Origin of the sequence: Silvibacterium sp. (assembly GCF_047605705.1) — a bacterium.
Lineage (GTDB): Bacteria > Acidobacteriota > Terriglobia > Terriglobales > Acidobacteriaceae > Silvibacterium.
In genome coordinates this window covers 1-26,735 of sequence record NZ_JASGFD010000063.1, presented here as the reverse complement: position 1 = coordinate 26,735, position 26,735 = coordinate 1, and the positions used below count along the sequence as shown (strand labels likewise).

Annotated in this window: 17 protein-coding genes; 14 read left to right on the top strand and 3 right to left on the bottom strand. The window is 62.9% G+C overall.

The genetic code is table 11. From position 1 onward, the window contains the following. Positions 1 to 101 precede the first annotated feature (101 nt). On the top strand, positions 102 to 1,970 hold the full coding sequence (locus QM649_RS17640; protein ID WP_415200385.1) for a beta-L-arabinofuranosidase domain-containing protein: 1,869 nt from the start codon (positions 102 to 104) through the stop codon (positions 1,968 to 1,970). A 324-nt stretch (positions 1,971 to 2,294) separates the two neighbouring features. On the opposite strand, the gene ruvA is transcribed toward QM649_RS17640, so the two are convergent. After that, positions 2,295 to 2,885: a Holliday junction branch migration protein RuvA gene (ruvA, locus tag QM649_RS17635; RefSeq protein WP_415200386.1), complete on the bottom strand. Its 591-nt coding sequence runs from the start codon at positions 2,883 to 2,885 to the stop codon at positions 2,295 to 2,297. Positions 2,886 to 3,165: 280 nt separating this feature from the next. Here ruvA and QM649_RS17630 point away from each other — a divergent pair, with 280 nt between their 5' ends. Together QM649_RS17630 and QM649_RS17625 are read left to right on the top strand one after the other, a co-directional pair. Then, a complete protein-coding gene (locus QM649_RS17630) occupies positions 3,166 to 4,704 on the top strand; it encodes a S10 family peptidase (RefSeq protein ID WP_415200384.1) in 1,539 nt (512 codons plus the stop codon). A 179-nt stretch (positions 4,705 to 4,883) separates the two neighbouring features. After that, on the top strand, positions 4,884 to 5,327 hold the full coding sequence (locus QM649_RS17625) for a hypothetical protein (protein ID WP_415200383.1): 444 nt from the start codon (positions 4,884 to 4,886) through the stop codon (positions 5,325 to 5,327). Positions 5,328 to 5,505: 178 nt separating this feature from the next. Here the strand turns inward: QM649_RS17625 and QM649_RS17620 are convergent, their stop codons facing one another. Next, positions 5,506 to 6,255 carry a hypothetical protein gene (locus tag QM649_RS17620; protein WP_415200382.1) on the bottom strand — a complete coding sequence of 250 codons (750 nt, stop codon included), beginning with the start codon at positions 6,253 to 6,255 and terminating at the stop codon, positions 5,506 to 5,508. Between the two features lie 51 nt (positions 6,256 to 6,306). On the opposite strand from QM649_RS17620, the gene QM649_RS17615 reads away from it, so the two are divergent. The 5 genes from QM649_RS17615 (at position 6,307) to QM649_RS17595 (ending at position 13,426) form a co-directional block, all read left to right on the top strand. Next, positions 6,307 to 6,612: a hypothetical protein gene (locus QM649_RS17615; RefSeq protein ID WP_415200381.1), complete on the top strand. Its 306-nt coding sequence runs from the start codon at positions 6,307 to 6,309 to the stop codon at positions 6,610 to 6,612. A gap of 3 nt (positions 6,613 to 6,615) precedes the next feature. Further along, complete coding sequence (locus tag QM649_RS17610) at positions 6,616 to 7,539, top strand: Kdo hydroxylase family protein (protein ID WP_415200380.1); 924 nt, start codon at positions 6,616 to 6,618, stop codon at positions 7,537 to 7,539. A gap of 436 nt (positions 7,540 to 7,975) precedes the next feature. Beyond that, positions 7,976 to 9,628, top strand: coding sequence for a phospholipase C (locus tag QM649_RS17605; RefSeq protein ID WP_415200379.1), 1,653 nt, complete (start codon positions 7,976 to 7,978; stop codon positions 9,626 to 9,628). 112 nt (positions 9,629 to 9,740) lie between these two features. Continuing rightward, positions 9,741 to 11,357 (top strand): multicopper oxidase family protein, encoded by a 1,617-nt coding sequence (locus QM649_RS17600; protein WP_415200378.1) that lies wholly within the window; start codon positions 9,741 to 9,743, stop codon positions 11,355 to 11,357. 275 nt (positions 11,358 to 11,632) lie between these two features. Continuing rightward, entirely contained in the window at positions 11,633 to 13,426 is a 1,794-nt protein-coding gene (locus QM649_RS17595) for a M20/M25/M40 family metallo-hydrolase (RefSeq protein WP_415200377.1), read from the top strand. A 308-nt stretch (positions 13,427 to 13,734) separates the two neighbouring features. Here QM649_RS17595 and QM649_RS17590 read toward each other — a convergent pair whose 3' ends face one another. Continuing rightward, positions 13,735 to 14,244, bottom strand: a complete 510-nt coding sequence (locus QM649_RS17590; protein WP_415200376.1) for a TspO/MBR family protein — start codon at positions 14,242 to 14,244, stop codon at positions 13,735 to 13,737. Between the two features lie 246 nt (positions 14,245 to 14,490). Between QM649_RS17590 and thrS the strand changes: the two genes are divergently transcribed. From thrS to QM649_RS17560, 6 genes are all read left to right on the top strand, one after another. After that, positions 14,491 to 16,530, top strand: coding sequence for a threonine--tRNA ligase (gene thrS / locus QM649_RS17585; protein ID WP_415200375.1), 2,040 nt, complete (start codon positions 14,491 to 14,493; stop codon positions 16,528 to 16,530). A 455-nt stretch (positions 16,531 to 16,985) separates the two neighbouring features. Next, on the top strand, positions 16,986 to 17,261 hold the full coding sequence (locus tag QM649_RS17580; protein WP_415200374.1) for a hypothetical protein: 276 nt from the start codon (positions 16,986 to 16,988) through the stop codon (positions 17,259 to 17,261). A 75-nt stretch (positions 17,262 to 17,336) separates the two neighbouring features. Next, positions 17,337 to 19,022 (top strand): trehalase family glycosidase, encoded by a 1,686-nt coding sequence (locus QM649_RS17575; protein WP_415200373.1) that lies wholly within the window; start codon positions 17,337 to 17,339, stop codon positions 19,020 to 19,022. Positions 19,023 to 19,060: 38 nt separating this feature from the next. Further along, entirely contained in the window at positions 19,061 to 21,346 is a 2,286-nt protein-coding gene (locus QM649_RS17570) for an FG-GAP-like repeat-containing protein (RefSeq protein WP_415200372.1), read from the top strand. 565 nt (positions 21,347 to 21,911) lie between these two features. Beyond that, complete coding sequence (locus QM649_RS17565) at positions 21,912 to 25,634, top strand: carboxypeptidase regulatory-like domain-containing protein (RefSeq protein ID WP_415200371.1); 3,723 nt, start codon at positions 21,912 to 21,914, stop codon at positions 25,632 to 25,634. Positions 25,635 to 25,818: 184 nt separating this feature from the next. Further along, a partial coding sequence (locus QM649_RS17560) for a tetratricopeptide repeat protein (protein ID WP_415200370.1) occupies positions 25,819 to 26,735 on the top strand: 917 nt, incomplete at its 3' end.

The window sequence follows — 26,735 nt, the reverse complement described above, 5'->3', positions numbered from 1 at the left end:
CCCGCTGACCCGCTGACCCGCTGACCCGCTGACCCGCTGACCCGCTGACCCGCTGGCGCACTCACCCCTCCTCCGCATAGCATGGCTGCCGGAGGATTCCCATGCTCTCCCGCCGCGCTTTTCTTGAGACTGCTGCACTCGCTACCGCTGCTGCCGCCTGCCCTGTTCCCGCTTCTGCCCAATCCCAAACGCAGCCTCAGACCGCACGCACCGTGCTCGAGCCCGTTCCCTACGGCGCTGTCAGCCTCGCACCCGGACTCGCCCGCGAGCAGTTCGATCACACGCAGTCGTTGCTGCTCGGTCTGAACGAGGACAGCCTTCTCAAGCCCTGGCGTCTGCGCGCCGGCCTGCCCGGTCCTGGTCCCGATATGGGCGGCTGGTATGACGAAGTCTCCGCCGATGAGCGCACGCCCTCCGGCGGACATGGCTTCTGCACCGGTCACACCTTCGGCCAGTGGATCTCCGCGCTCTCTCGCGGCTACGCCGCTGAAAAGGATCCCGCTGCCAAGGCTCGCGTCGATCGTCTGCTTGCGCTCTATCAGCCGACCATTTCGCCCCGCTTCTATACAAAGTTCCGCTTCCCGTCCTACGTCTACGACAAGACCGTTTGCGGCCTCATCGACGCGCACCAGTATGCCGGGAACGCGCAGGCCTTCGCGCTTTTAGATCGCACCACCGACGCCGCTCAGCCGCATCTGCCACCCCGCGCCCTCACGCGCGAGGATCAGAAAGCATGGCGCGCCTCCGTCGGAGATCCGACCTCGGACGATTTCTGCTGGGATGAGCCCTACACGCTCCCAGAAAACCTTTACCTCGCATGGCAGCGCGGTGCCGGCGATCGCTATCGCACCATGGCCTCACGCTACCTGCTCGACAAAGACTGGTTCACACCCCTCGCCGCCAACCAGAACGTGCTGCCGCACCACCACGCCTACAGCCACTGCAACTCGCTCAGCTCGTCCATGCAGGCGTATCTCTCGGATGGCAGCGAAACCCATCTCCGTGCCGCGACCAACGCCTTCGAGATGATCCTCACTACCCAGAGTTTCGCCACGGGCGGCTGGGGCCCGGATGAGAGCTTCGTCGAGCCGGGCAAAGGCAAGCTCTACGAGAGCCTCTCCAGCACGCACCACAGCTTCGAGACGCCCTGTGGCTCCTACGGCCATTTCAAGATCACCCGCTACCTGCTCTCGGTTACCGGCGACGGCCGCTACGGCGACAGCATGGAGCGCGTCCTCTACAACACCGTTCTCGGAGCGAAGCGCCTCCAACCCGACGGCACGGCCTTCTACTACTCCGACTACAACAACTCCGGCTCGCGCTTTTATTTCCCAGACAAGTGGCCCTGCTGCTCCGGCACGCTCCCGCAGGTCGCCGCGGATTATCACATCCTCGGTTACTTCCATGACCGCGCAGGCGCGCTTTATGTGAACCTCTACCTGCCTTCGACGCTCAAGTGGACCACCCCCGGCGGCGCGTCGCTCACCCTCACCCAGAGCGGCGATTATCCCTTCGACGTCGCAGGAGAGCGCGGAACGGTTTCTTTCCGTGTCGAGCTCAGTCGACCTTCAGCCTTCCCGCTTAAATTGCGTATCCCCACGTGGGCCAACGCCGATGGAGGCCCGCAGATCACCGTCAACGGTAGTCCTGTAGCCGTGTCGGTCGATAAGGGCTTCGCGACCCTGCGCCGGACATGGAAGAGTGGCGATCGCGTCGAGCTGTCCCTGCCCATGACACTGCGTCTTGAACCGGTCGATCCCCAACACCCGGAGACGGTCGCCGTCCTGCGCGGCCCGATCGTGCTCTTCGCCATCACCGACAAGCCGGTAAAGGCCGGCCGCGACCAACTCCTCGCCGTAGCCGGCGCCCCCGGCCACTGGCACATCCGCACCGACGCCGGCCCCGTGGAACTCGCGCCCTTCACGCAGATCGAGGACCGTGCCTACTCGACGTACGTGACGCTGACGTGAGCATCCAGTCACAGGACGGCCAGCAAAAAACGGAAGCATTGCTCCGCTGGCCGTTCCTTATCCACTTCAATCTCAGGAAACAACTGTCATTCCGACCGCAGCGAACGAAGTGAGCGCAGTGGAAGAACCTGCAGTTCTCTCAAACCAGCGAGGATAAAGGTGCCCCATCCAAGCTTCGCTTGGGCGGGAAAACACAAGCCCTATCCCGAGATATTTGCGTCTCCGAGCTGAAAGGTATGCCTGCAGTGGCACGACACTCTGTATGGTGAAAGATCCTCATCACCAATCAAGCAACAGGAAATATGGCCACCACACTCACCGCTGCTACCGGATCACCTTCAGCGCCGCCCGGAACAGCTCGTCGAAGTGATCGCCCAGTTCCTTGTCCTTGGCCACAGCCGTCTCGATCGCCTTCTGCGCCGCAAGTCTCTGATAGCCGAGATTCACCAGCGCCGAGAGCACATCCTCGCCCGCCGGTCCGGCTGAGACCACCGCTGCCGGGGCGGATGCCATGTCTTCGAGCTTGTCTTTGAGCTCCACCACCAGCCGCTCGGCCAGCTTCTTGCCGACGCCGGGAATGCGCGTCAGCGTCGCATGATCCTGTCCGCGAATCGCGCCCACCAGCATCTCCGTGCTCAGCCCGCTCAGGATCGTCACCGCCAGCTTCGGCCCTACACCGCTTACCGTGATCAGCCGCTCGAAAAGCCGCTTCTCATTCAGGTCGAGGAAGCCGAAGAGAGCTAGCAGATCCTCACGCACCTGCGTGTGAATGAACAGCGCCACCTCCGCGCCCTCGGCAGGTAGTGAGGTGAAGGTGGGAATGGTGATGGTGACGTCGTAACCAACGCCCCCGGCCTCGACAATCGCCTGGCCCGGCTGCTTCGAAAAAAGGCGTCCCCGCAGATGCGCAATCATGAGGAGATTGTAGCGGTGCGGCGAGTCAGCACGGCTGCGCCGCAAGCAGTCAGTCATAAAGACGGCCGGCGAGGCTCGTGCCGAGACGAGGAACGCGGGTGCCTCATGCAAGCCAGCGGTTGGCTTGAGTGGGCCACCCGGATCGTCGCTTTTGCTAACCGTTTCACCACTCACCGCTTTATCGCTGGCCCCTCTATCCCTGGCCGTTTTTGTGCCTGACCGCCGATCGCGCGCAGTGTATGGTAGCGCTATGAATCTCTTTGCCCCCCTGGAACGCTCCTTGCAGAATGTATCTGCCACGGTGACAAATCGCCGGCTTGCGCTCGGCCTCGTCGCCGCGCTTGCGCTCTCTGCGCCTGCCTTCGCCCAGCATCCCGATGGTCCTCCGCCGGCAGACAAAGCGGCTGACAAGGCCGATGCCAAGACACCCGAACTCAAGCCCGCGCCACCGCTCCCTGCCGATGCGCACGTCGAGCAGTCCATCGAGCTGAACGGCAAGACCCTGCACTACACCGTCACCGTCGGCACCATTCCGGTCTACGACAAGGACGGCAAGGCCTCCGGACAGGTCGTCTACACTTCGTACACCGTGCCCGGCCCCAACCGCCCCGTGACCTTCGCCTTCAATGGCGGCCCCGGCGCGTCGTCGGTGTATCTCAACTTCGGAGCCATCGGTCCCAAGCACCTGAACGCCGGCAATGACGGCGACAGCCCGTCCGATCCCGCCACGCTCTCTGACAATCAGGGCACCTGGCTCGGCTTCACCGATCTCGTTTTCATCGATCCCATCGGCACCGGCTTCAGCCGCTCGCTGGTCAACGAGGCCGAGACCAAGAAGCAGTTTTATTCGACCGAAGCCGACATCGAATACCTCTCGCGTGTGGTCTACGACTGGTTGGTGAAGAACGGCCGCATGGAATCGCGCAAGTACCTTGTCGGCGAAAGCTACGGCGGCTTCCGCGGACCGCGTGTTCTCTACTACCTGCAGTCGCAGCTCGGCGTGGGACTCAACGGCGCGGTGCTGGTCTCGCCCTACCTCAATCCGACCATCGATGAGAACGGCGATCTCTCGCCCATTCCGTGGATGGTGACCCTGCCTTCGATCACCGCCGCCAACCTCGAGCGCCAGCACAAGCTCACGCCCGAGGCCATGCAGCAGGTCATCAGCTATGACCTTGGCGACTACGCCACCACGCTCATCAAGGGCTACACCGACACCGCCGCCACGCAGGCCATGATCCAGAAGGTCACCGACCTGACCGGCCTCGATCCTTCCTTCGTGAAGTACGCGGGCGGCCGTCTCGACACCGGCTCGTATCTTCGCGAAGTCCATCGCGAAGAGGGCAAGCTGGCCTCGGTCTATGACTCGAACGTGACCTCGTTCGATCCCTTCCCGTATGACTCCGATCAGCGCGCCAACGATCCCATCCTGGCCGCGATGATCGCGCCGACCACGACGGCGATGGTCAACTTCGTCACCCAGACCGTCGGCTGGAAGGTCGATGCCCGTTACAACGCACTCTCCTACGACGTGAACCGCCAGTGGGATCGCGGAGGCGAAATGCGCAAGGGCTCGGTCGAGCAGCTGCGTGACGCCGTAGCGGCTGACCCCAAGGTGCGCGTGCTCATCGTCCACGGTTGGAACGACCTTTCGTGCCCCTTCATGGGCTCGGTGCTCTCGGTCAACCAGATGCCGGTCATGGGCGACCCGACCCGCGTAGCGGTGAAGGAATACCCCGGCGGCCACATGTTCTACACCCGGGAAGCCGGCCGTATCGCGCTGAGCAAGGACGTCGAGGCGATGTTCGAGAAGCATTAAACAGCGCGGCTGCGCAGCAAGCGAGTCGGCAAGTCAGCCGCGCTTGCGCGCGTAGCAGCTGTTAGTCACAAGAACGGTTAGTGATAAAGCGGCCAGTGGAGGTTTGCCTCTGCTGGCCGTTTTGTTTGCTTGATAAGAAAGTTTCAGTCTGGGTTTTACCGAGTAGAGTAGGAGTTCAGATGACCACAGCCGAGATTCAACACGAGCTTACAGAGGCTGCGGAAGGTAGCTCGTGCAGCCAAGTCGAAACCTTTTCCTCTCATACCTGGCGTTTTACTTTTAGCGGGGGTCTGGTCCTCGATGTTACATGCCCTTGGCGCATTACGAATGAAGACGGGATCGTACTGGGAAGCGAAGATGATGGGCAGATGTTCGGGCTTCCCTCACCTGTTGAGGGTCAGGCTGAAGCGTTGAAACTGCTGAGCGCAAGTCCCCTGAAAAGCGTTTTGCTTACCGGCAGAACAGGGGATTTCTCATTGAAGTTTGAGTCTGGACTTCAGTTAGAGATATTCAATGACTCGTCTGGTTACGAGGGATGGAACTGTAGTACCAACTCAGGGCTTAACGTAATTGGGATGGGTGGCGGAGCCATTGTTTCCTTTTCTAATGTGGAAAAGCTTTAGTGCTAAGGCACCCTGATCCTCGCTTGAGTAGAGAACGGTCGGTTCCTTCGCTTCGGTCAGAATGACAGGGTTTGGAGGAAAAGAAACGGCCAGCAGGAGCAATGCTCCCACTGGCCGTTTTTATGCCTGGCTGCCTGCGCCGAAGGCGCGCTAACATGAGCGCGCAGCGCGAGGCCAGCTACCCTCTACGCCGGTACCGGATCTCAAACTCATATCCCGCGTTCGGCGGGAACAACTTCGCCACCAGCCGCAGCCGCTCTGCCAGCGAAGGCGCGGCAATCAGCGTATACTCGCGCTCGCGCAGCTCCGAGTAGTCGAAGTCCAGCGTGAGCGAGAGCATGTAAATCGCCATCGCATCCGAGAACGCCGATTCGAAGTAGCTCGATTTCGCCTTCTCGTCCGGCTCGCGGTCGCCATCGATGCGCTCGGTCGCCTTGCGGCGGCTCTCCCACGCATCCTGGCTGGTCTCCCCGCGCACATCCGCCTTCGCCTGCGACCACACCAGCTCTGAAAACTCCGCCGGCACGCCCACCGAGTCCACGAAGTGGTGGCCCACGTTGATGAAGTATTCAAAGGCCAGTGCGAAGCGGTCCTGCATCAGCCGCGTCGAGATGAAGATGCACTCCGAGCCGCCGAACCGGAAGTTCCGGTGGCAGATCGCCCGGTCGCCCAGGTCGACCGTGTACTTCGGAGCCACGGTCGTCTCGTCCTGCTCGCCCAGCGTGAGCGGCACGAAGTAGTACGCGCGCTGGGTCAGCGCCTTCGCCACCGATGATGGCACCGCGTTGACGATCCGCTCGAGATCCTCGGCGGAGATCTGTGTTTCACCATAGCTCGCGTAACAGACACCATTCTGTGCCTGCTGCACGCGCGCCTCTTGCGCTACCTGTGCCGCCGGAAGAAGGGGGACCTGCGCTAGCTCAGCCATAAGCTTGTATTCTACCTATTGCCGCATAGGCGCGTATGGAGGAACTCCACCATGCCTGCATCCATCCCGGCCCCGAATGGCCCCAATCGCATCCTCGGCCTTCCGCTCGGCGATCTCGGTCTTTTCTCGAGCCTGCTCATGGCCGTGGCCTTCGGCTTCCTGGTCTTCTTCGCTACCTGCTTTGTCGCCATCCTCGGCATCCTCTTCTGGAACTCTGCCGGTCATCATGGCGTCAATATGGCAGATAGCTATCGCTATTTCGCACTGCCGGCAGGTGTAGCCGCGATGGCTCTGGCGCTGGTGGTGCTGCTTTCACTCTGGGCGCGCCGCAGGTTCGCCGATACGGTAAGGGGATAAATCTTGGGTCTGATCACCATCGAAGACGGCGCCTGGGCGCAGCACACCTCTCCCAACGACGCGCAGCTCCGCACCTGGTGCGAGCAGCTCGAGTCCGGCGACATCCTCTACTTCCCGCACACGCCCATCGTCCTCCCGCCGTCGGATCTCGAATTCCTCCTCGGCCAGCAGCAGACCGATAGCTCGCTGCACAAGAACATTGCCTACAAGCCGAACATCGACAAGCTGAGCGGCGTGGATACGAAGACCGCCGATGCCCGTGCCGTCGAGCGCCTGCAGGGCATCATGCGCAACTACTCGAAGTCCGTCACGCAGTTCCTCACCGGCTTCCTCGCCCCCTACCGCTCCAACTGGCAGCTCGATTACGCCAGCTTCCGCCCGCAGGAGGAGCAGGGCCGCGATCTCGCGCTGCGCAAGCGCAATGACCTGCTGCACACCGATGCCTTCCCCACGCGGCCCACGCACGGCGCCCGCATTTTGCGCTTCTTCAACAACATTCATCCCACGCGCACACGCGACTGGATCGTCGGTGATCCCTTCGCGCAGGTCGTCCGCGAATTTGTCCCCAGCCAGATCGGTCCGCGCCCGGATACCTTCGTCTCGAAGTTCGGCAAGAACCTCGGCCAGGCCGTCGGACTAGGGGCGGCCATCCCGTCGCTCAAACGGACCCCGTATGACGACTTCATGATGCGTTTCCACAATTTCCTCAAGGAGAATGTGGGTTTCCAGGCCGAATGCGCCCGCTATCCCTACCAGTTCCCGACGGGCTCCAGCTGGATGGTCTACACCGACACCGTGCCCCACGCCGTGCTCGCCGGGCAGTATGCCCTCGAGCAGACCTTCCTTGTTCGTCCCGAGGCGCTGGTCGCCCCCGAGCACTCCCCGCTCCGCGTTCTGGAGCAGATCGCCGGCACCGCGCTGGTCTAGCGGCACAGCGCATCCCCGAACTGTGTCATCCCGACCGGAGCGAAGCGCAGTGGAGGGATCTGCGGTTCTCTTTGTTCTGCGAGGATGAGGGTGCTTCCGTCCAGGCTTCGCTTGGGCGGGAAGGTACGAGCGAACGTTCTGGAACAACAGTCCGCGCAGAGCCGCCGATATCTCGCTTCTGAAACATGGAATCCGCTCTCGATCATCGTCCGGAAGGCACAAATCACCGGCGTCCCGTAAAAACTCCACACCGGCTTTACACCCTGTCGACGCCATTGACGCGGTTGTCATACCCAGCGCTCAAGAGTAACCAGCTTTTCGCCGATCCTTTACAGAACAGTCAACGGATATTCATAAATTCCGTGGACCCTGTCTAAGCCGCCGGACTCCCACCCGGCGTCGGAGGACTGTGATGCACAAGCATGTAGCGACTTCTTTGGCAGCGCTTCTCGTAGCCGGACAGCTCGCTTCCCCCATCGTGTCGCGCGCGGAAGACGACGCGCAGACGGCGACGCCTATCAAGCACGTTGTCGTGATCTTTGGGGAGAACATCTCCTTCGATCATTACTTCGCGACGTATCCCAATGCCACCAACCCCAAGGGTGAGCCCGCATTCTATGCCGCTGCCGGCACCCCCACCGTCAACGGCCTCACCGGTGCGCTGCTTACCAGCAACCCGAACGCGCTGAACAAGGACGTCAACGGCACCGGCGCTTCCAATCCCTTCCGCCTCGATCGCTCGCAGGCCGCGACCGCAGATCAGGACCACGATTACACGCCCGAGCAGGAAGCCTTCCACGGCGGCCTGATGGACTCGTTCCCGGCCTACACCGGCACCGCCGGTCCGCCGCCGACCGGCAAGACCACCAAGGGCCTGGTCATGGGCTACTACGACGGCAACACCGTCACCGCCCTCTGGAACTACGCCCAGAACTTCGCTCTCGGTGACAACGCCTACGGCACCAACTTCGGTCCCTCGACGGACGGCGCCATCAACCTCGTCTCCGGACAGACCAACGGCGTCATCGACCAGTCCAACGCCAGCGGCGATGTCGTTGCCGACGGCAACGGCGGCTTCACGCTGATCAGCGACGCCGACCCCATCGGGGATATCTGCTCCACCACCACCGGCGCCACCGTGCAGCTCGGCGGCAAGAACATCGGCGACCTGCTCAACGACAAGGGCATCTCCTGGGGCTGGTTCGAGGGCGGCTTCGATACCTCGACCACCAACTCGAACAAGACCACCGGCTGCTCGCGCTCGACCACTTCGTCGGTCACCGGCGTGACCGAGAACGACTACATCCCGCACCACGAGCCGTTCCAGTACTACACCTCGACGGCCAACCCTAAGCACCTGCGCCCCAGCTCCACCAGCCTGATCGGCAAGCAGGGCGACCGTGCCAACCACCAGTACGATATCAACGACTTCTACACCGCCCTCAAGGCCGGCAATCTGCCCTCCGTCAGCTTCCTCAAGGCCCCCGGCTATGAGGATGCGCACGCCGGCTACTCCGATCCGCTCGACGAGCAGACCTTCGTCGTCACGGTCGTCAATGCCGTGATGCAGAGCGCGGACTGGTCCTCGACCGCGATCATCATCAACTACGACGACTCGGACGGTTGGTATGACCACCAGATGAGCCCCATCGTGAACCAGTCCGAGACCGCTGCGGACATGCTCACCGGTACCGGCGAGTGCGGCAGCGCCTCGGTCACAGGCCTGCCCGGTATCAGCGGCACGGAGCACGCCCAGGGCCGTTGCGGCTATGGCCCGCGCCTGCCGTACCTCGTCATCTCGCCCTACGCGAAGCGCAACTTCGTGAACCACGGCACCCTCGATCAGAGCTCGACCATTCACTTCATCGAGGACAATTGGCTTGGTGGTGAGCGCCTTGGCGGCGGTTCCTTTGACGCCATCTCCGGCTCGATCGACAGCATGTTCGACTTCAGCCACCGCCGCAGCAACAGCGTGGTGATCCTCAGCACCGCGACCGGCGAGCCGGGCTCCTCGGCTGGCTGGGGTGGCGGCTGGTCGGACAACGACGGCCACGGCAACGACGACAACCGCACGAGCAACCGCTGGTAGAGAACACCCCCATCGCAGCCTCCGGCGGTTTCCTGCCGCCGGAGGCTGCGCCGCATTTGCCTCAACGGAAATTCACCCCGCGTCACCCCGCCGCAAGCGAAAATACCCGACGATGCCGAAACCATCCCGCCGCGCCTTCCTGCAATCTTCCTCCCTCGCACTCGCCGGCTTCGGCGCTGGCCGCCTCGCTGCCATGCCCATGCGCCACATGCCGCCGACGGCGCAGCTCGATCCCTCCACGCTCGCACCCTTCGTCGATCCGCTGCCGATCCCTGTGCTGGCGAAGCCCGTCGGCATGCAGCCCCATCCCGAGCTGCACGGGCAGACATTGCCGCACTACCGCATCCCGCAGTGCGAAGCACATGTGAAGGTGCATCGCGACCTGCCGCCCACGCGCATGTGGGTCTACGGGGATAGCTTCCCCGGTCCGACCATTGAGATCCAGAGTGGCCAGGGCGCGACCGTCGATTGGGTGAGCCAGCTCCCGGCGCATCACTTCCTGCCCATCGACCACACCCTGGTGGGCGCAGAAAAATCCCTGCCCGAGGTCCGCTCGGTCACGCACCTCCACGGCGGCCGCACCCCGGCCAAGAGTGACGGCTACCCCGAGGAGTGGATCGTCCCCGGCCGCGTCCAGAACTGCTTCTACCCCTCGAAGCAGGAGTCGGCGCTGCTCTTCTATCACGACCACACTATGGGCATTAACCGGCTCAACATCTATGCCGGATTGCAGGGATTCGCCATCGTCCGCGACCAGCATGAGGCCAGCCTCGATCTGCCCGGCGGTCAGTATGAAGTCCCGCTGCTGCTCGCCGATCGCCTGCTCGCACAGGACGGCCAGCTCATCTACCCCATCTCGCCCGATCCCGCGAACCCCTGGGTGCCCGAGGTCTTCGGCGACTCCATCCTGGTCAACGGCAAGCTCCTGCCGTATCTCGAAGTCGAGCCGCGCCTGTATCGCCTGCGCATCTTCAACGGTTCGAACGGCCGCTTCTACCGTGTCTCGCTCGAGAACAAATCGCCGCTGCACGTCATCGGCAATGACCAGGGCCTGCTCGCTGCGCCCATCGAGGCAAAGCGCATCCCGCTCGCGCCCGGCGAGCGCGTCGATGTCCTCGTCGACTTCAGCGAATTCGCAGGTCGCAACGTCAAGCTCATCAGCGATTCCTTCGACCTCATGCAGTTCCGGGTCGGGATGAAAGCCGCTACGTCTTCGCAGTCGATCCCGAAAACACTGCGCGACCAGCCGCTGCCGCCGCTCGATGAAACCTCCGCCATCCGCACCCGCCGTCTCACCCTCGACGAGAACCTCGATCAGGTCCAGCAGTCCATGGGCATGCTGCTCAACAAGACCCCCTGGCACGCGCCCGTCACCGAGAAGCCGGTCCTTAATACCACCGAGATCTGGGAGCTGGTCAACCTCACCGAAGACTCGCACCCCATCCACCTGCATCTCGTCCGCTTCCGCATCCTCGATCGCCGCCCCCTCGAGACCTACGGCTTCATGATGAATGGCCACGTCCGTTTCACTGGTCCCGCCATCCCGCCCGAGCCGCTCGAGTCCGGCTGGAAGGACGTCGCCCGCACCGATCCCGCCACCATCACGCGCATCCTCGTGCGCTTCGAGGGCTACACCGGCCGCTACGTCTGGCACTGCCACATCCTCGAGCACGAAGACAACGAGATGATGCGTCCCTACGAGGTTCTGCCCGAAGGCTCAGCCGGCTGAAAAGGTAAGGAGCCCAACACTCCGGGTTTTGTTTCGGTTTTTCAAGATTGGTCATCCCGACCGCAGCGGAGGGACCTGCGGTTCTCTCAACCGGCGAGGATACGGGAGGCACGCCCCTCGGATCGCGACCAAAGGGAGCGGAGGCCGAAGGCGAAGCGCCTGGACGGCCAGTCCGCAGCAGCAAAGGCCTGAAACAAAACCTCTTCGTCCCGGCTCTTGCGGATGGTATGCTGCCTTCCATCCCACGCAACCTGCCCGAGGAGCTGTTCGAAAAAATGCCCCTGCGTCCGCTCTCTGTACCCCTGCTTTCGCTCGCCCTTGTGGCCTTGGCCATCCCGGCGCACGCCGCCGATAAGGACAAGAAGCCGAAGCCCGAGACTGAAATCCCTGCCTGGGAGCAGCCCCAGCCCGCGACCGAAAAGATCGATCTCAACATGTACGCCCGCATCCGCGAGGAAGGCCTCCAGCACTCGCACATCATGGAGTACGCCTCGGCCCTGACGGACGACATCGGCCCGCGCCTCACCGGCTCGCCGAACATGGCCAAGGCCAACGCCTGGACCCGCGACCAGCTCACCGCCATCGGCGCCGCCAATGCCCATCTCGACGACTGGGGCGAGTTCGGCCTCGGCTGGCAGCAGCTCAACACCTGGGTGCGCATGACCTCGCCCGACACCGCCGTCTTCATCGCGCAGGCCACGCCATGGTCGTCTTCGACCAACGGCCCGGTGACCGGCGATGTCGTCTACGTGAACATTCAGGAAGAGAAGGATTTCGATCAGTACAAGGGAAAGCTCGCCGGCAAGATCGTTCTCCTCGGGGAAATGCGCGAGGTTCCGCCCGTCGACAAGGCCCTCTTCGAGCGCTACACCAGGGAGCAGCTTGAGGAACTCGCCGAGACGCCCACCGAGACTCCGCGTCCCGGTGGCCCCGGCGGAGGTGGTGGCGGTGATCAGCAGGCCCGCGTCCGCGCCGCCATGGCTCGCTATCGCCTCGCCGACAAGATCGCCCAGTTCCTCGCCGATGAGAAGGCAGCGGCCGTCATCCGTCCCAGCCGCGACGCAGCCAACGGCGGCGGCGAAGGCGGAATCATTTTCGACGACAACGGAGCCGCCCTTGGCCGTTATCCCTACAAGGCCGAGACTGCCGTCAAGGTGCCGGTCGTCGTGGCCGCCATCGAAAGCTATGGCCGTGTCTACCGCCTGCTGCAGGCGCACGTGCCCGTCACCATCCAGCTCGATGTCGAGACCAGGGTCACCGGCGAGCACGAGCACGGTTATGACACCATCGCCGAGATTCCCGGCACCGATCCCGAGTTGAAGGATCAGGTCGTCATGGTCGGCGGCCACCTCGACAGCTGGATCGCCGGCACCGGCGCTACCGACAACGGCGCAGGATCGATCGTGGCCATGGAGGTCATCCGCATCCTCAAGGCGCTCGACGTCCATCCCCGCCGCACCATCCGCATCGCCCTCTGGAGCGGGGAAGAAGAAGGCCTCTTCGGTTCGCGCGGCTACGTGAAGGAGCATTTCGCTGAAGCCAAGCCGCTCGATACGCCCGACCAGAAGGCTCTGCCTGAGTTCATGCGCGGCACCGGCCCGCTCGAGCTCAAGCCCGAGCAGAAGCTCATCTCCGGCTACTTCAACCTCGACAACGGCTCCGGCAAGATTCGCGGCATTTACCTGCAGGAGAACGCCGCCATCGAGCCCATCTTCCGCCAGTGGATCGAGCCGCTCAAGGACCTCGGCGTCACCACCATCACCTACCGCAACACCGGCGGCACCGATCACCTGTCCTTTGACGCGGTCGGCATCCCCGGCTTCCAGTTCATCCAGGATCCGCTCGACTACGAGACCCGCACCCACCACTCCAACCAGGACGTCTTCGAGCGCCTGCAGCCCGGCGATCTGAAGCAGGCTGCGGTCGTCGAGGCGATCTTTGTCTACAACGCCGCCCAGCGCGACCAGATGCTGCCCCGCAAGCCGCTGCCCCATCCCGAGCTTCGCCAGCAGCAGATGAAGCCGCTCCCCGGCGTCTTCCCCGGCGCCGTCGAGCCGGAGAAGCAGTAACCAGCCAGGCACATCGCGCCGGGTGCCCCACCCATGACAAGCAGTTGGTCATGGGTGGGTCTCTGAGGGTTAGCGCTGGCCGTTGTCGTTCGTATTCTCAGATATCAAAAACACACTGTCATTCCGACCGAAGCGAGCCAAAGGCGAGCGCAGTGGAGGAACCTGCGGTTCTCCTCAATCAGCGAGGATGAGGGTGCCCCATCCAAGCTCTGCTTGGGTCGGAGGGCGCGACCCAACGGCCGTCTTTGCGACTAACTGCTGACACGAGCGCGCAGCGCGAGGCTGGCTGCTGCGCGGCATAACAGGCTCTAGGGATTCAGCCGCCAGAACGCCACATTGAGATACGTCGCAAACGCCACCCACACCAGGTACGGCACCAGCAGCCACGCCGCCGTCACGCTCATCTTGCGGAAGGTCCGGATCATCAGCACGATCGTCAGGAGCAGGATCACGATGTCCACCAGCGCTGTCAGCATCTGGTGCCGGGAGAAGAAGGTCCATGTCCACAGAAAGTTGAATGCCAGCTGGATCACGAACTGGCGTAGCCCAGTGCGGCGGCATATGCTCGGCCGCGTCTTCCACACCATCCACGCGGAAATGCCCATCAGGATGTAAAGCACCGTCCACACCGGCCCAAAGACCCCATTCGGAGGCGTAAGCGGCGGCTTGATCAGCCCCGCGTACCAGGTAGGGATGTTGTGCAGGGGAAAGATCGAGGACACGCCGCCCACCGCAAGGCACAGCAACAGCCACCCCGCCAGAGCCAGCCCGGCCCTGGGCCTTGGCGTGAATGTTGGTTGGTCCTGAATCTCCGTCATGCATCCTCCCTGCGTGGCAACGTCAACCTCGGATGCTAACAGCAAATCCTGAATGCCCCCTGAAGTCCGGTCTCAAATCAGGCCGGAACGCTGGTTCGTGCCAAAAGCCTCATCCGTGCCATACCGATGCCGAAAGCGTGCGGGCTTCAGCCTCTGCCTGTCGCCTCGCTCGACGCGACCCGCCGCCAGCACATATCCTTGAAGGACAAAGACTCACGCGCCACGGCGCAGAATCGGCACATTTTCATGAGCGCAATTCAGGATCAGATTCAGGTTCATCTCCCCGACGGCTCCGTCAAGGAATTCGCCGCCGGTGTCACGCCCTTTGAGGTCGCCTCGAGCATCTCGCCGCGCCTCGCCGCGGCCTCGGTCGTCGCCCGCATCCAGCCCGTCGATGCAGCCGCTACGGAAACCGAGCAGAAGGAAACCTCCGACGATGCGGCCATGTATGCCGCCGAAGACACGAGCGCTCCGCGCCTCGTCGACATGGCCACACCGCTCAGCACCAGCGTCAAGCTGCAGCTCCTCACCGAGAAGGATGCCGACGCCCTCAAGGTCGTCCGCCACTCGGCCGCGCACGTGCTCGCCACCGCCGTCCTCGAGCTCTTCCCCGAGACCAAGCTCGGCCACGGTCCCGCGACCGACTCCGGCTTCTTCTACGACTTCTATCGCCCCACCCCATTTACGCCCGAAGACCTCGAAAAGATCGAGAAGAAGATGGGCGAGATTGTGCTGCGCGATGAGAAGTTCACCCGCGAGTACGAGCCGCGCGAGAAGGGCCTCACCCGCTTCAAGGCCGACAACGACTTCATGAAGATCCACTTCATCGAGCGCTTTACGAAGGATGGAGACGAGATCTCCCTCTATCGCAACGGCGCCTTCGTGGACTTCTGCCGTGGACCGCACGTGCCTTCGACCGGCCGCGTGAAGGCCTTCAAGATCACCAACCTCGCCGGAGCTTACTGGCTCGGCGATGAGAAGAATCCGCAGCTGCAGCGTGTCTACGGCACTGCCTTCTTCTCGAAGAAGGAGATGGACGAGCACTTCGCCCGCCTCGAAGAAGCCGCGCGCCGCGACCACCGCGCCCTCGGCAAACAACTTGACCTGTTCAGCATTCAGGAGCTCGCCGGACCGGGCCTGATCTTCTGGCATCCCAAGGGCGCCATGATCCGCAAGATCATGGAAGACTGGATGCGCGACGAATGTATCCGTCGCGGTTACGATCTCGTTTACACGCCGCACACCATGCGCGTGAACCTCTGGCAGACCAGCGGCCACGAAGGCTTCTACTCGGCGAACTTCTTCACCAAGATGGAGCTCGACGACGCAGATTATCGCCTGAAGCCGATGAACTGCCCGGGCCACATCCTCATCTACAAGAACTCGCCCAAGAGCTACCGTGAGCTGCCCGTCCGCTACGCCGAGCTCGGCAACGTCTACCGCTACGAGCGCTCCGGCACCATGCACGGCCTGCTGCGTGTGCGCGGCTTTACCCAGGACGACGCCCACATCTTCTGCCGCCGCGACCAGGTCGAGAGCGAGATCGCTGCCTGTATCGACTTCGCGCAGTCGGTGCTCGAGACCTTCGGCTTCAAGGAGTTCAAGGTCGAGCTTTCGGCGTGGGATCCCAAGGATCGCCAGAGCTACGCCGGCTCTGACGCCGACTGGGAGCTGGCCATCGGCTCGCTTGAGCGTGTGCTCACGGCCAAGGGCATCCCGTTCAAGACCATCCCCGGTGAAGCCGCCTTCTACGGTCCGAAGATCGACATGAAGCTCGTCGATGCCATCGGCCGCCTGTGGCAGCTCTCGACCGTGCAGTTCGACTTCAACCTGCCCGCGCGCTTCGAGCTCGAGTATGTCGGTGAGGACGGCGAGCGTCATCAGCCGGTCATGGTCCACCGCGCCCTCTTCGGTAGCGTGGAGCGCTTCTTCGGCGTGCTCATCGAGCACTACGCAGGCGCCTTCCCGCTGTGGCTCGCGCCCATCCAGATCGGCCTCGTGCCCATCAGCGAGCGGCACCTGCCCTACGCCGAGAAGGTCAAGGCCGAGCTTGAGAAGGCCGGCTTCCGCGTGGAACTCGATGCCCGCAACGAGAAGATGAACGCCAAGATCCGCGACCTCACCATGCAGAAGGTTCCTTATGTCCTGGTCATGGGCGACAAGGAAGCCGAAGCGAATGCGGTCAGCGTTCGTGCCCGCGGCAAGGGCGACCAGGGCTCGCAGCCGCTGGCCGACTTCATCGCCAGCGCGACGAAGCTCGCAGCGGAGAAGTCGCTAGAACTGTAAATCCTTACCATCACAAATAAAGCGGCGCGGCTTCGGTCGCGCCGCTTCGCTTGCAAGCCATCTCAACAGGCTGTCATCCGGACCGGGGCAAGCTTTTCTCTTTCTCTGAACATGTCATCCCGACCGAAGCGAACGAAGTGAGCGCAGTGGAGGGACCTGCGGTTACTCTCGGCAAGCGAGGATGAGGGTGCCCCGTCCAAGCTTCGCTTGGGCGGGAGGACACGATCTCGAACCGGCACCAGAAGAAAGAACCCTGATCGCGACCAGCGTGAGCATATGCCGAAGGCGATCGGCTCCGCGCACCGCAGCACTGTCCCAGATTCGTACAGGTTTACACCAAAGAGTCCGGCAATTGCACCCACCGGCATCTCCCAGCCCTGCAATTGCGCCTCTAACATCGGCATAGAAGCAGGAGACATGAGGATTCCTGCCACATTTATCACCGAGGTTTTCCCATGTTTGCATCCCGGTCTGCAGAACCACTCCACGTCAGCGCCCGCTTTCGCGATGCCGTGCTCTCCGCCGCACTCCGGCTCGAACAGCAGGCTTCGCAGGACGAGCAGCACGCCCACACCCTTATCGATCCCGAGCACCGCCGCCGCCATCGCCGTCTCGTCGACGAGCAGCTCATCAAGGCCTTCCGCCTGCGCGAGATGATCAAGCAGATGCAGGTCCGCGATCCGCATGTCCCGGTGCGCCATATCCGCCTCGTGCCGTCCACTTCGCGCTAGCGTACCTGCGCCGATTCCCCCAAAACGGCTTGGCCTTGGCCCGCATCCGATAAGATACTCGGTCAGGTTGCCGCTATGGTCATACGAAAAAGACTCGCCCCTCTGCTCGCGCTTCTCGTCTCTGCCTTCAGTCTCGCTTCGGCGCAGCAGGCTCCGCCCGTCGACGATTACATCCATCACGCCTGGGACTCGCTCACCCGCTCCATGAGCGAATGCAAATCCGTCGCCGATACCAAGCTTGCCCGCGCCTCCGTGCTCTATCTTCCGGCGGGCTATCCGGAGCGGCCCGAGGTGAAGGCGCTCGAGACGCAGTGCCACGTGCAGGTACGCTACCTGCCGCATCCCATCAACCGCATCGGCGACATCAAGCCGCATGAGATCCCCGACGCGGGCCTGCTCTATCTGCCCAACAAGTATGTCGTCCCCGGTGGCCGCTTCAACGAGATGTACGGCTGGGACAGCTACTTCATCGTCCTCGGCCTGTTGCAGGATCATCGCCTCGATCTCGCCCGCGGCATGGTTGAGAATTTCTTCTTTGAGATCCAGTACTACGGCGCCATCCTGAACGCCAACCGAACCTATTACTTCACACGTTCACAACCGCCGTTCCTCTCCTCCATGATTCGCGCCGTCTATGACACGTACATTGCCGAGGGTAAGACCAAGGACGCCGCCGACTGGCTCAACTACTCGTATCCCTATGCCGTGCGCGATCACACGCTGTGGATGAGCCGTGAGCATCAGGCCGGCACCACCGGCCTGGCCCGCTATTACGACCTCGGCGATGGCCCGGTCGAGGAGATGGCCGACGACTCCACCTACTATCCCGATGTCATCCGCTGGCTGCTCGCGCACCCGAAGGAGCGCGGCGACTATCTCGTCTCCGGGCCGGACAACCCCAACGCCGCGCAACAGGCGCAGCTCGCGCAAACCAGTTGCGACCCGCACATCTCGCCTGTCTGCGCTCACGCGCATGTCGATGGCCATTGGCTTAGCCGCGATTTCTACAAGGGCGACCGCGCCATGCGCGAGTCCGGCTTCGATCCGTCCTTCCGCTTCGGCGCCTATGACGGTTCGACGCACCACTACGCCCCGGTCTGCCTGAACGCGCTGCTTTACAAGTATGAGAATGATCTCGCCTGGATGGCGGAGACGCGCAAGCAGATGCAGGAGGCCGCGCACTGGCGTGGGGACGCCGCTGCCCGCAAGTCTGCGATCAATAAGTATCTGTGGAACGCACAAAAGGGTATGTACTTCGACTACGACTTCGTTGCCGGTCGCCAGTCGAGCTACCACTACATCGCCACCTTCTATCCGTTATGGGCCGGTGTTGCCGATGCGGAGCAGGCCAAAGCCGTCGAGTCGCATCTGAACCTCTTCGAGCGTCCCGGCGGCCTTGCCATGAGCGATGTCGAATCCGGCGTGCAGTGGGATCTCCCCTACGGCTGGGCGCCCACCAACTGGATCGCCGCCGATGGCCTCGCCAAGGCAGGCGACCTTGCGGATGCGGTGCGCATCTCGCGCCGCTTCACCACCATGGTTCGCAACAACTACCAGTGTGACCAGACCATCCGAGAGAAGTACGACGTCGTCACCGCATCCACGCAGGTCAACGTGGCCAGCGGCTACAAGATGAACGTCATTGGCTTCGGATGGACCAACGCCACGTATCTGAAGATGAACGCGCTCATTCGTGATGCACATCAGCCGGAGACGCCGGTCAATGTTCCCCCACGCGCCTGCACCGCTCCCGCGCACTAGAGCAGTCTGTTCGTGACGAATGCAGTGCGCGGCGTATCATGCTCCCGATGCGCCGCGCACGCACACCGCTGCTGATCACGTTCGCCCTCGCAGCGCTGCCTTACCTCTTCGCGCAGCAGCTCACACCGTCCTATGAAGCACCCTCCACACGCGAGATGGCCGAGGTGCTGCGCAGCATCTATGACCACACCGACTGGAAGGCTGATCCCAACAAGCCCGCGCAACGCGCCGATTACTATCGCCAGCTTCTCGCGCACGACCTGCCCCTCGACAAGGAAATCCCCGTCCGCATCGAGCTCGGCAACGAGCTGCTGCGTGTTGGTGACAGCGAAGCCGCCGTCGATACCTTCGAGTCTGTCGTAAAGCTGGGCAAGAATCGCGGCCTGCACTTTCCGGCTGAGTTAGACCGCAGCCTCCACGAGAATCTCGCGCTCGCCTACCTCCGCCTCGGCGAGCAGGAGAACTGCCTCACGCATCACGCCGCCGCATCGTGTATCTTCCCCATCCGCGGCTCCGGCGTGCACACCATCCGGCGCGGAGCCGAAGGCGCAGTCCGCGAATACACTGCGCTGCTCGCCGCGAAGCCGGATGACAATCTCGCGCGCTGGCTGCTCAACATCGCCTACATGCAGCTTGGCGAGTATCCCGCGAAAGTCCCGCACGCGTGGCTCATTCCGGAGGACCGCTTCCGCTCCGATGCGCCATTTCCCGCGTGGGAGGACATTGCCATGTCGACCAACATCCACGCCATGAATCACGCCGGTGGCGTCGCCGTGCAGGACTTCGACGGCGACGGCCTGCTCGACATCATGCTGTCTTCTTCCGGCCCACTCGACCAGCTGCGCTTCTATCACAACAACGGCGACGGCACCTTCAGCGACCGCACCGCCGCCGCCGGGCTCATCGGCGAAACCGGCGGCCTCAACCTCGTCGCCACGGACTACAACAACGATGGGCGGCCCGACATTCTCATTCTGCGCGGAGGCTGGTGGCATCAGTTCGGCGACTATCCGGTTTCGCTCCTGCGCAACAACGGCGACGGCACCTTCGACGACGTAACCAGGGCCGCGGGTCTGCTCACGTTCGGCCCCACGCAGACCGCGGCCTGGGCTGACTACGACAACGATGGCTGGCTCGATCTCTTCCTCGGCCACGAATCCGAGCCCGGTCAGCCATGGCGCTCGCAGCTCTTCCATAACAATCGCGACGGCACCTTCACAGAGGTCGGTGCCGAGAACGGGCTCGCCGATCTCGGCTATGTGAAAGGCGTGGCCTGGGGCGATTACAACAATGACGGGCGCCCCGATCTCTACATCTCCACGCGCGATGGCCACAATCGCCTCTTCCGCAACGATGGCCCGGCAGATCCCGCACATCCTGACCCAGCGCACTGGCGATTCACCGATGTGACCGCGCAGGCGCATGTACAAGGCCCCGCGCACAGCTTCGCCACATGGTTCTTCGATTACGACAACGACGGCTGGCCCGATCTCTTCGTCGCGGGCTACGGCATCACGTCGGAAGAGGACGTCGGCGCCTTCGAGCTTGGTCATGCAAATGATGCACAGCTGCCACGCCTCTATCGCAACAACCGCGACGGCACATTTACCGACGTCACGCATCGTGTCCATCTCGACCGGGCCATTCTCACCATGGGTTCCAGCTTCGGTGATCTCGACAGTGACGGCTGGCTCGATGTGTATCTCGGCAACGGCGATCCCGATTACCGCACACTCCTGCCCAACCGCATGTTTCGTAACCGTAACGGTGACAAATTCGAGGATGTCACCACCGCCGGAGGCTTCGGCAATCTGCAGAAAGGCCACGGCGTCGCCTTTGCCGATTTCGAGAACAGCGGCCGCGTCGATGTCTTCGAGGAGATGGGAGGCGCGCTGCCCGGCGATCTCTTCATGAGTTCGCTCTATCGCAATCCCGGCAACGGCAACCACTGGATCACCCTCATCCTCGAGGGCACACGCTCCAATCGCCCGGCCTTCGGCGCGCGGATCGACGTCCGCTTTCGCGAGAACGGCGTCGAGCGCCACGTCTACCGGACCATCGGCTACGGCGCGAGTTTCGGCGGCAACCCCTGGCGTGAGCCCATCGGCCTTGGCTCGGCCACCTCGGTCGAAAGCGTCGAAGTACGTTGGCCCTCGGGCGCCGTGCAGCATTTCGATACACCCGCCGTCGACCGCTTCTACCGCCTCCGCGAAGGCTCGGCCTCGGCGGAGCTCCTGAACCTGTCAACCTTTCGTTTCGCCGCTTCCGCCCCGGAAAAGGCCCCGATGTCTCAGGTTGGGACCATTCTCAGTAACCGTCCCTGAAGAAAAACCATCCGGGACGAATCCGCGCCGGAGATAGCGGTTACAGCAATCGATTTAGCAGGAGCTGCTCCGGCCTCTAAGCCGCAAGATAACCCCATCACTTAACGCGACTTATCTGTATCCTGCCAGCTCTCGTCTCGAGGAATGACAACACGCGGGCCGCGGAGCAGACTTCCGCCTTCCCATTCTGAAAAGCCTGTTGACTAAGGTCAAAACAGGCTGCGGATTTTCTTCGATAGCCCACGAGTATGTGTTGACAAGCTTCTCAGGCAGCTACTAGAACGTTGCCCGAATCGCGACGACTGTAGCCCATTCAGCGTAGGTCGTCTTCCACACTTTGATGGATTGCAGTACCGGATTCGGTCGAAAGAGATTGCTGGAGAAACAAATCGCTGAGAAGTAGATCGATCGGGGACATGCGGAGTGCATGTCCTGGCGGGGGCGAAGACCCAATACGGGCATCGCTCTATAACCCCCTTCGCGGATAAGTCTTCCCCATTGGCTGTACGGCAGAAGAAGACGGCGCGAACCACCTCGCTGCATTGCTTTTCAGGAGGTCCGTCCCATGCAGAAGCTTCGCTGTCTCATGGTCATCGGCTGTGCCGTTGTTGCGCTGCTCCTGCAGCCCCTGCCCGCCGTCGCGCAGGCCGTCTACGGCTCGGTCTTCGGCACGGTGATGGATAACACCGGCGCCGTGGTGCCAAATGTTACCGTCACAGTTACAGACGTGGAGAAGGGCACAGTAGTTTCACTCACTACGAATGCTTCCGGCGAATACACCGCCGAGCACCTTATCCCGGATACCTACAACATCAAGATCGTCTCCACCGGCTTCAAAAGCTTCGAGGCCAACGGCATCGTCGTCGCCGCCGACACCGCGGCCAAGGTCGACGCCAAACTCGAAGTAGGCGGATCGTCCGAGACCGTCACCGTCAATGCCGATGCGGTTCCCATCCTCAAGACCGACCGCGCGGACGTCTCGACCGTGCTCAATCAGGCCACCGTCGAGAATCTGCCCATCGGCGATCGCAACTTCACCAACCTCCAGCTCCTGCTTCCCGGCGCACAGCAACTCAGCTGGAGCCATGCGGCGGATGAAAACCCGCAGGCCTCCAAGCAGATCCAGGTCGACGGACAGGCCTTCGGCGGCGTTGCCTTCCAGCTCGATGGCACGGACAATCAGGATCCCATTCTCGGCATCATCGTCATCAATCCCCCGCTCGACGCCGTAAGCGAGACCAAGATCACCACCCAGAACTTCGACGCCGAATTCGGCAAGGCCGTATCCTCCGTCGTCACCGCGCAGACCCGTTCAGGATCGAACAGCTTCCACGGCAGCGCCTTTGACTATCGCGAGAGCAACGCCAATCTGGCTACCGATCCCTACACGCAGTTCCCCGGCTCGGGAGCCTTCCCTGCCGGCCTGAAGAATCAGTTCGGCGGCTCCATCGGCGGTCCCATCCTCAAGGACAAGCTCTTCTTCTTCGGCGATTACCAGGGCGTGCGTCAGAAGGTCGGCACGGCCGCGACGATGACCGTTCCCTCGGCGCACCTCATTGCGACCTGCCTCGGGACCGCAACGCCCTATGCAGGCACCACGCAGGGCTGCGACTTCAGCGAATACGCAACCGCCCTCGGCCAGACGAACCTCGTCTACTCGCAGAATGCCGATGGCACCGCCACACCCTACGCGAACAACGTGATTCCCACCGCCGACCTCTCGCCCCAGGCGCTCGGCCTGCTCAAGCTGCTGCAGCCCTATACGCCCAACAAGCAGGGAACCTACGGCGACCTCGGGCCCAGCAACTACGCCTCCAGCGGCACCGGCCTCTTCAACAACGATCAGTGGGACGAGCGCGTCGACTACTCACTCTCCGAGAAGACGCATATCTTCGAGCGCTTCAGCCGCTTCACGGACACCCTCAGCGGTTCTACGATCTTCGGCGCTGCCGGTGGTGCGGGCTTCGGCATCAACAACTACGGCGGCAACTCCCAAGGACATAATGACAGCCTCGCGGCCGGCGCCGACATCGCTATCAGCCCGACGCTGCTCACCGACTTCCGCATTGGCTACTACCGCTACAACATCGGCGACCAGAAATACGATGCCGGCACCGCCTTTGCCTCCAACCTCGGCATGCCCGGCCTGAATCTGAATGACCTCACCACTGGTGCGCCCGGCTTCAACATCGCCGAGGTCGGTTCCACCGTGACGGGCAACTCCAATCCCAGCAATTCCACCGTCGGCGGTCCGCAGTACGGCTCCGGTCTGAATATCAACCGCTGCAACTGCCCGCTCACCGAACGCGAGGATCAGTTCCAGATCGTCAACAACTGGACCAAGATCATCGGCAATCACTCCATCAAGGTGGGCGGCGATCTGCGCTACGCCCGCAATCTGCGCGTGCCCAGTGACGATGACCGCACCGGCCTGCTCGATTTCGGCACCGGTCCCACCTCGAACAACGGCGCCGGCGGCCTCGGCTTTGCCACCTTCGTACTCGGTCAGGCCACGGGCTTCAATCGCTACGTCAGCACCTCGGACAATGCGAAGGAATTCCAGAAGCGGTTCTTCTTCTACGGCCAGGACACCTGGCGCGCCACGCAGAAGCTGACCGTCAACTATGGCCTGCGCTACGAGATCTACTTCCCCGAGGTCGTCAACGGCAAGGGCAATGGCGCGCTCATGGAGATGAACTCCGCCGCCTATACCGATGGCTATCTCCGCGTCGCCGGATACGGAAATATCGGCACCAACATGGGCTACAGCCAGGCGTCCTTCCCGCTCAATCCCCGCATCGGTGTCGCCTATCAGGTGACCCCGAAGACGGTGATCCGCTCCGGCTATGGACGCAGCTTCGACATCGGCGTCTTCGGCTCCATCTTTGGCCACACCGCCACGCAGAACCTGCCCGTGCTTGCAAATCAGGCTCTCTCGCAGGGCAGCACCACCGGCTATGTCTTCTGCATCGGACCGAACACCTCCGGTTGCACGCAGCCTTCCGGCCAGCCCTCAGGCGGAGGACCCATCGCTTACACTGCACCGACCGTACCCGCCAATGGCCTGCTGCCTGCGCCGGGAGCCGACGTTACGGTGAAAGCGCGCCCGAATGACCTGCGTCTGCCGACGGTCGATGCATGGAACCTGAGCATCCAGCAGTCCATCACCCCGACGCTCTCGCTCACCATCGCATACGTCGGCAACAAGGGTACACATACCCTCAGCGCCGGTGACGGCAACTCCACCAACCCCAATGAGTCGGCCATCGTGCTGCCTGCCTCGTACAGCATCACGGGCTCGGCTCTGCACTATGACCCGAGCGTCGACTCGAGCACCGTCGTGAATGGCGGCCCTGCCGGCATCGCTGCCGACGGTGGCACCGCCAACGTCAACTTCCTGCAGCGCTATTACGCAGCCAAGCTGCCTGCCTGCTCTGATCCGAACTACACCAACCCCGGCGGCACCGGCATCACCACCGGCATGTGCGGATGGACACAGAGCATCCAGTACGACGGCAACGATCAGGACAGTCACTTCAACGCTCTCCAGGTCACCCTCGCCAAGCAGCTCAGCAGGAACCTGCAAGGCACCGTCAACTATGCGTGGCAGAAGGGCATCGACTTCGCCAGCGGCTACTCCACCTGGAGCCGCGCCGCCGTCAAAGGCCTCAACAACGACATCCGCATGCAGCAGGTCGTCATGTACGGCCTCTACCAGCTGCCCTTTGGAAAGAACCAGCTGTTCCTCTCCAAGTCACCCACCTGGCTCGATGAGGTCATCGGCGGCTGGAATCTCAGCCCCGTACTCAACTGGGCCAGCGGCCTCCCCGTCACTTTGAATCTCAGCAACTGCAGCGCCTGGATCCCCGGTTCGGCTCCGTGTTACCCCAACGGCTCCGGCCGCCTGCTTCGGACGCATCTCGGAGCCCTCGATCCCATCGCCCACCGTCGTCTGTATTTCAACGGCGGTGTCGCGAGCGGAACGCTTCCGGTCGGTTTCTCCGACCCGGGTCTGGATATGATCGGCACCGCGGGCCGCAACGACGCGCTTGGTCCGCGCTTCTTCAACACCGATATCGCGCTGCAGAAAAACTTCCCCATCCACGAGTCGCTCTTCGCGCAGTTCCGCGTGGACGCTTACAACGCCTTCAACCACATCAACTCCGGCTTCGGTGGCAGCGGCGCCGGTGTGAACATCGACCAGGGCCCGCAGTACGTCACCGCAAGTACGGCCGAGTTCGGGCAGAACCCGCGCCAGCTGCAGTTCTCTCTGCGATTGCAGTTCTAGCCGGTTCGTGGATGTTGCCTGAGCCTATTGCCCGGAGGGAAGTCCCACGCTTCCCTCCGGAGCGCAAGGCTCTCTCGTTTTGCCTGTTTCAGGAGTAGACTTTCCCACCCGGATCATGCGCTGCTCCCTTTCTCGATTTCAGTCTCGTGCTCTGTCTCTCCGGCTCCCTGTCTGCGCTTCGTCATTGCTCCTGCTTTTCCCCTTGATCTGCGGCGCACAGGCGCTGCCCGCGCATCCAGCCGCAAAGCCGCCCCAGGTGAAGCTCTCTGATGTCGAGGATCTCGTGCGCAGCGGACAACTGGACGCCGCCCAGCAGCAGCTCGACATTCTCGCCGCGAAGCATCCCGAGCCCGCCGGAGTCGAGCGTCTTCGCGGCTACGTGAGCTACCAGCAGAACCGCCTCGCTGATGCCGACGCGGCTTTTGCCCGCGCCCTCGCGCAGGACCCCAACGATCGCGAGTCCGCGCAGATGCGCGGCGTTGTCCTCTACCGCATCGGTCAACCTGCGCAGGCCATCCCGTTCCTTGAGCGCGCGCACATGGCCATCCCCGGTGCCAACATCGATCCCGACTATGTCCTCGCCAGCGCCTACCTCGCCGCGGGCCGTTATGACGATGCCCGCCACGCCTTCGCCGCGCAGTATGGCTTCCCGCCAGACTCCGCGCAGGCATGGCTGCTCGCCGCGCGCATGCTGTTGCGCCACGAACTGGTGCCTGCCGCCGAGGATTCCGCCCGCAAGGCCCTCGCTATAGACCCGCATCTTCCGCTCGCGCACCAGCTCCTCGGCGAAATCGCCCTCGCCCGCCAGGACCCGGCCGCCGCCATCGCCGAGCTCGAGATCGAGCGCCAGCTCAACCCGCTCAATCCCGCCGTCTACGACCGCCTCGGCGACGCCTACCTGCGCTCCGAGGATCTGCCCGACGCCCGTCGTGCCCTCGACCGCGCCGTGCTCCTGGAGCCAAACGCCTCCGGTCCGTACATCCTGCTCGGCAAGGCGCTGCTCGCCGCGCAGCAGCCCATCACGGCAGCCATGTACCTCGAGCGCGCCGTGGCCATCGATCCCGGCAACTTCACCGCGCACATGCTGCTCGGGCAGGCCTA

What these genes read in the sequence shown, in the direction of transcription:
- QM649_RS17640 (WP_415200385.1), top strand. Translation starts at nt 102, where the DNA reads ATGCTCTCCCGCCGCGCTTTTCTTGAGACTGCTGCACTCGCTACCGCT.
- ruvA (WP_415200386.1), bottom strand. Translation starts at nt 2,885, where the DNA reads ATGATTGCGCATCTGCGGGGACGCCTTTTTTCGAAGCAGCCGGGCCAG.
- QM649_RS17570 (WP_415200372.1), top strand. Translation starts at nt 19,061, where the DNA reads ATGCTCCCGATGCGCCGCGCACGCACACCGCTGCTGATCACGTTCGCC.
- QM649_RS17565 (WP_415200371.1), top strand. Translation starts at nt 21,912, where the DNA reads ATGCAGAAGCTTCGCTGTCTCATGGTCATCGGCTGTGCCGTTGTTGCG.
- QM649_RS17600 (WP_415200378.1), top strand. Translation starts at nt 9,741, where the DNA reads ATGCCGAAACCATCCCGCCGCGCCTTCCTGCAATCTTCCTCCCTCGCA.
- QM649_RS17595 (WP_415200377.1), top strand. Translation starts at nt 11,633, where the DNA reads ATGCCCCTGCGTCCGCTCTCTGTACCCCTGCTTTCGCTCGCCCTTGTG.
- thrS (WP_415200375.1), top strand. Translation starts at nt 14,491, where the DNA reads ATGAGCGCAATTCAGGATCAGATTCAGGTTCATCTCCCCGACGGCTCC.
- QM649_RS17620 (WP_415200382.1), bottom strand. Translation starts at nt 6,255, where the DNA reads ATGGCTGAGCTAGCGCAGGTCCCCCTTCTTCCGGCGGCACAGGTAGCG.
- QM649_RS17615 (WP_415200381.1), top strand. Translation starts at nt 6,307, where the DNA reads ATGCCTGCATCCATCCCGGCCCCGAATGGCCCCAATCGCATCCTCGGC.
- QM649_RS17580 (WP_415200374.1), top strand. Translation starts at nt 16,986, where the DNA reads ATGTTTGCATCCCGGTCTGCAGAACCACTCCACGTCAGCGCCCGCTTT.
- QM649_RS17575 (WP_415200373.1), top strand. Translation starts at nt 17,337, where the DNA reads ATGGTCATACGAAAAAGACTCGCCCCTCTGCTCGCGCTTCTCGTCTCT.
- QM649_RS17590 (WP_415200376.1), bottom strand. Translation starts at nt 14,244, where the DNA reads ATGACGGAGATTCAGGACCAACCAACATTCACGCCAAGGCCCAGGGCC.
- QM649_RS17625 (WP_415200383.1), top strand. Translation starts at nt 4,884, where the DNA reads ATGACCACAGCCGAGATTCAACACGAGCTTACAGAGGCTGCGGAAGGT.